We start from the raw sequence: 4503 nt of genomic DNA on the forward strand, positions 1-4503 counted from the left end.
GATTCTTCCGGCCGAAAACCGCCCTGCCGCCATAAAGTGCAATTCCGGGGCGCACCATCTGGAAATGGTGCTCGCGCCCGGTCATCAGCCCAGCCGAATTGGCGATCGAAGCTGGAATATTGGGAAACTGCGCCATCACCGCCTGAAACAGGGCGAGCTGGGTGCGGTTCTTTTCATGGCTCGGCTGGTCCGCGCAGGCGAAGTGACTCATCACCATCTGCGGCTGGAAACCAACCGCATCGATCTGCTTGCGAACGATGCTGGCCTCGTTGAGCCGAAATCCGAGCCGGTTCATGCCGGTGTCGAAATGCAGCGCCGCCGCGAAGGCCTCGCCACGCCTGAGGCACATCGCCAGCCATTCCTCGATCATGGGGATCGAGGACAGCACCGGCATCAGCCCCTGCTGAACGTAAACATCCGCCGCTCCCGGATAGAGTCCGTTGAGAACGAAGACATGTGCCTTCGGCAGTGCCGCGCGCACGGCGATGGCTTCCTCGATATGGGCGGTGAAAAAGAACCGCGCGCCAGCCGCGAACAGCGCCTTGCATGAAGTCGTTATGCCGGTGCCATAGGCATCAGCCTTGACGACCGCCGCGGTCAATGCGCCTGCGCTGACCTTGTCGAGAGCGCGCCAGTTGCGCGTCAATGCCGCAAGATCCACGGTCATGCGTCCGCCGTAGCTTGAAGTGGTAAGACCGGACAATGGTGGGGTGGTCATGCCTATTCCATGCGCTCAGGCAGGTAATCCGATTGTGCCAGATTACCGAACCGGGTGAGATTCGCCTGGAACTGTAACTGTACTGTGCCGGTTGGGCCATGGCGCTGTTTGGCAATAATGACTTCCGCCTTGCCGTGCACCTGGTCCATTTCCGCCTGCCAGCTCAGGTGCTCGGGCGAGCCGGGTTTAGGTTCCTTGTTCTTGAGGTAATATTCCTCGCGATAAACGAACAGCACCACGTCGGCATCCTGCTCGATGGAGCCCGATTCGCGCAGGTCCGAAAGCTGCGGATGCTTGTCGTCGCGGTTCTCGACCTGTCGGCTCAACTGGCTGAGCGCGATAATCGGCACCTCGAGCTCCTTGGCCAGCGCCTTGAGCGTAGTGGTGATCTCGGTCAGCTCCTGCACGCGGTTCTCGTTCGACTTCTTGGACGAGCCCGAAAGCAGTTGCAGGTAGTCGACGATCAGCAGGTCGAGGCCCTTCTGCCGCTTCAGCCGCCGGGCCCGCGCCGCCAGTTGCGCCACCGAGATGCCGCCGGTGTCATCGATATAGAGCGGGATTTGCGCCATCAGGTTGGAGGTATCGACCAGCCGCGTGAACTGGCTCTCGTGGATATTGCCGCGCCGGATGTCGGAGGACGAGATCTCGGCCTGCTCGGCGAGAATACGCGTCGCCAGCTGCTCGGCGCTCATTTCGAGGCTGAAGAACCCGACATGGCCGCCATCGACGGTCTTCAAATGCCCGTCGGCCAGCACCTCGCCCTTAAAACTCTTGGCCACGTGGAAGGCGATGTTGGTGGCGAGCGAGGTCTTGCCCATGGCCGGACGCGCCGCGAGGATGATCAAGTCCGAACGCTGCAGCCCGCCCATCAGCCGGTCGAGATCGGTGAGGCCGGTGGCGGTGCCCGATAGCGTGCCGTCGCGGCCATAGGCCTCGCCGGCCATCTTGATGGCTTCGGTCAGCGCCTGGCTGAAACTCTGGAAGCCGCCGTCGTAGCGGCCCTTTTCGGCGAGGTCGAAGAGCTGCTTCTCCGCTTCCTCGATCTGCTTGGCCGCCGTCGCCTCGACATCGGAATCGTAGGCGACCTGCACCATCTCCTCGCCGATCTGGATGAGGTTCCGCCGGATCGCGAGGTCATAGATCGACTGGCCGTAGTCGGCCGCGTTGATGACGGTGGTGGCTTCCGCCGCGAGCCGCGCCAGGTATTGCGGCATGGTCATTTCGGCGGTCAGCGCGTCGGCCAGGTAGGTCTTGGCGGTGACCGGTGTCGCGGTCTTGCCGGCGCGGATGATCTTGGCCAGCACCTCGTAGATGGTGCGGTGGATCGGCTCGTAGAAATGCTCGGGGATGAGGAAGTCCGAGACCCGGTAGAACGCCTCGTTGTTGACGAGGATGGCGCCCAGCAAGGCCTGCTCCGCCTCCACATTGTGGGGCGCCAGGCGGAAGCCCTTCTCGTCTTCCGCACGCAGGCGATGCACGTTGTTGTCTGCCATGGCGACTCGGATTCTCCCTCTCGCTCGTTAACGCTCTGCTTACCAGCGGCGGCCGCCGGATCGAGTCTCAATTGTGACGCAGCAGTGACCGAATCGCGCCAGCGCCGCGGCAGGCCGTGTGGGTAATGTTGAAAGCGGGGGAAACCAAGGCGTCGCCAATACGGCGCTTGCGAATCGGCGCGCCGTCCGGGTGGGAAACAGGCAAAAAGGCCGGGATCGCTCCCGGCCTTTTATTTTTCGACGCTGCCCGGCGAGCTTACTCGCTGTCGGCTTCGACTTCGACCTCGGCCGCAGCTTCCTGCTGGCCGGTGCGGAACGCTTCTTCGGCTTCCTCGCCGTAATTGATGGCGGTGAGGTCTTCGCCCTTCGCCTGGCGCGTGGCTTCGTCTTCCGAGCGGGCGACGTTGACGGTGATGGTCACCGCGACTTCGGCGTGCAGGTTCAGCGGCACCGTGTGGACGCCGACGGTCTTGATCGGGTTGGCGAGGTCGACCTGCGAGCGCGAAACGGTGTAGCCGTCCGAGATCAGCGCATCGGCGACGTCGCGCGACGACACCGAACCGTAGAGCTGGCCGGTTTCGCCGGCCTGGCGGATGATGATCACCGACTTGCCGTTGAGGCCCGAAGCGATGCCGGCAGCGGCCTCGCGGCGCTCCTGGTTGCGCTTCTCGATGTCGGCGCGATCGCGCTCGAACTTCTTGCGGTTGGCTTCGGTGGCGCGCAGCGCCTTCTGCTGCGGCAGCAGGAAGTTGCGGGCGAACCCGTCCTTCACCGACACTTCGTCGCCGATGTGGCCGTGCTTGCCGATACGCTCGAGGAGTATGACTTTCATAGTGCTTTCCTTTGCTGTCCTGCCTCAGGGGCAGTTAGGAGCCGCGGAACCATTCCCGCGACCCCAGCGAGTGCCTGGAGCCGCTTACTGAACGGCGTAGGGCATGATGCCGATGAAGCGGGCACGCTTGATGGCCTTGGCCAGTTCGCGCTGCTTCAGGGCGGAAACCGCAGTGATGCGGGAGGGGACGATCTTGCCGCGCTCGGACACGTAGCGCTGCAAAAGGCGAACGTCCTTGTAGTCGATCTTGGGCGCGTTCGGGCCCGAGAACGGGCAGGTCTTGCGGCGGCGCTGGAACGGACGGCGGGCCGTGGTCGTGGTCAGGTCTTTGATGGCCATTTGGCTCTTCCTTCCGATGTCTTAGAAACGGCGCGGACGACGGTCGCCGCGGTCGAAGCCGCCACGGTCGCCACGCGGGCCACCCGGACGGTCGCCACGATCGTCATCACGATCGCGCTTCTGCATCATGGCTGACGGGCCTTCTTCGAGCTCGTCGACGCGGATGGTCATGAAGCGCAGGATGTCTTCATTGATGCCCATCTGGCGCTCCATCTCGGCCACCGCAGCGTGCGGAGCGTCGATGTTGAGCAGCGAATAGTGCGCCTTGCGGTTCTTCTTGATGCGGTACGAGAGCGACTTCAGCCCCCAGTACTCGTTCTTGGTGACCTTGCCGCCGCCTTCGGTGATCACACCGGTGAGGGCATTGGTCATTTCCTCGACCTGCTGGGGCGAGACGTCCTGGCGAGCCAGGAAAATGTGTTCGTAAAGGGCCATAAGCGCCTTCCTTCCAGTTGCTTCACAACACATTCCACTCGGCGCGGAGCCCCTTTGAAGCCGGAAAGGCACCAAAGCAGTCTTCTAAAGAGCGGGAACACGGGAGGACGGGATCAACCCCTATCCGGAAACACCGGACCCTCCGTTCAGCCCCCGGCCGAACGAATGCGAGGCGGGCTATAGGGGAAAAGGGGGCGGATGGCAAGCAGCCTGCGCTTTGTGGCTCCCCGTGGCTGGAGAGGGTCACGGGTCGCCGATCGGCCAGCGGCTATTCTCGTAGGCTTCGATCAGCGATGCCAGTAGATCGAACCGAGCCGCCTCGGGGGTACCCCGTACGGGTTCGATATCAAAGTACCGTTCGATATCCGCGAGAGCCAGCACATAATCCTCTTTGGTCAGGATAGGCCCCAGATCAGTCACATTGTCTTCGGGCGAGTTCACGGCAGGCGCGCCTGCCTCGGCACCTCGTATCCCTGCGAAACCAGCAGCGAGGTGATCGAGGGCGTCAGCGTGCGGCAGCCGCAGTTGAGGGCGTGCTGGTAGTGCCATTCGGCGCGCTGCTGCTTGCTCGGATTGTCCGGCATTCTGTGGTCGTGATGCCACTGCATGTTCATCTTGCCCATCAGCCCAACTCCCTTCTCGGCGTCTCCCTTGTGTTGCTGAGACTGAAATCCAACAATGACGAT

The 4503-nt window shown here is 62.8% G+C and carries 7 protein-coding genes; all 7 read right to left on the bottom strand.

Annotated elements, in window-relative coordinates:
* On the bottom strand, nt 1-718 hold a 718-nt coding region (locus tag JWQ89_RS02160; RefSeq protein WP_299638010.1), incomplete at its 3' end, for an alanine racemase.
* A gap of 2 nt (nt 719-720) precedes the next feature.
* Nucleotides 721-2211 carry a replicative DNA helicase gene (locus JWQ89_RS02165; protein WP_299638012.1) on the bottom strand — a complete coding sequence of 497 codons (1491 nt, stop codon included), beginning with the start codon at nt 2209-2211 and terminating at the stop codon, nt 721-723.
* Nucleotides 2212-2467: 256 nt separating this feature from the next.
* Nucleotides 2468-3043, bottom strand: coding sequence for a 50S ribosomal protein L9 (gene rplI / locus JWQ89_RS02170; RefSeq protein WP_299638013.1), 576 nt, complete (start codon nt 3041-3043; stop codon nt 2468-2470).
* A gap of 84 nt (nt 3044-3127) precedes the next feature.
* On the bottom strand, nt 3128-3382 hold the full coding sequence (gene rpsR, locus JWQ89_RS02175) for a 30S ribosomal protein S18 (protein WP_055048535.1): 255 nt from the start codon (nt 3380-3382) through the stop codon (nt 3128-3130).
* A gap of 21 nt (nt 3383-3403) precedes the next feature.
* Complete coding sequence (gene rpsF, locus JWQ89_RS02180; protein ID WP_299638015.1) at nt 3404-3817, bottom strand: 30S ribosomal protein S6; 414 nt, start codon at nt 3815-3817, stop codon at nt 3404-3406.
* 243 nt (nt 3818-4060) lie between these two features.
* Entirely contained in the window at nt 4061-4258 is a 198-nt protein-coding gene (locus tag JWQ89_RS02185) for a transcriptional regulator (RefSeq protein WP_299638016.1), read from the bottom strand.
* Nucleotides 4255-4503, bottom strand: a 249-nt coding sequence (locus JWQ89_RS02190) for a hypothetical protein (RefSeq protein WP_299638017.1), incomplete at its 5' end; no start/stop codon positions are given. The genes JWQ89_RS02185 and JWQ89_RS02190, both read right to left, overlap by 4 nt.

The sequence above is a fragment of the Devosia sp. genome (genome assembly GCF_028290645.1).
In the GTDB taxonomy this organism is placed as follows: Bacteria; Pseudomonadota; Alphaproteobacteria; order Rhizobiales; family Devosiaceae; genus Devosia_A.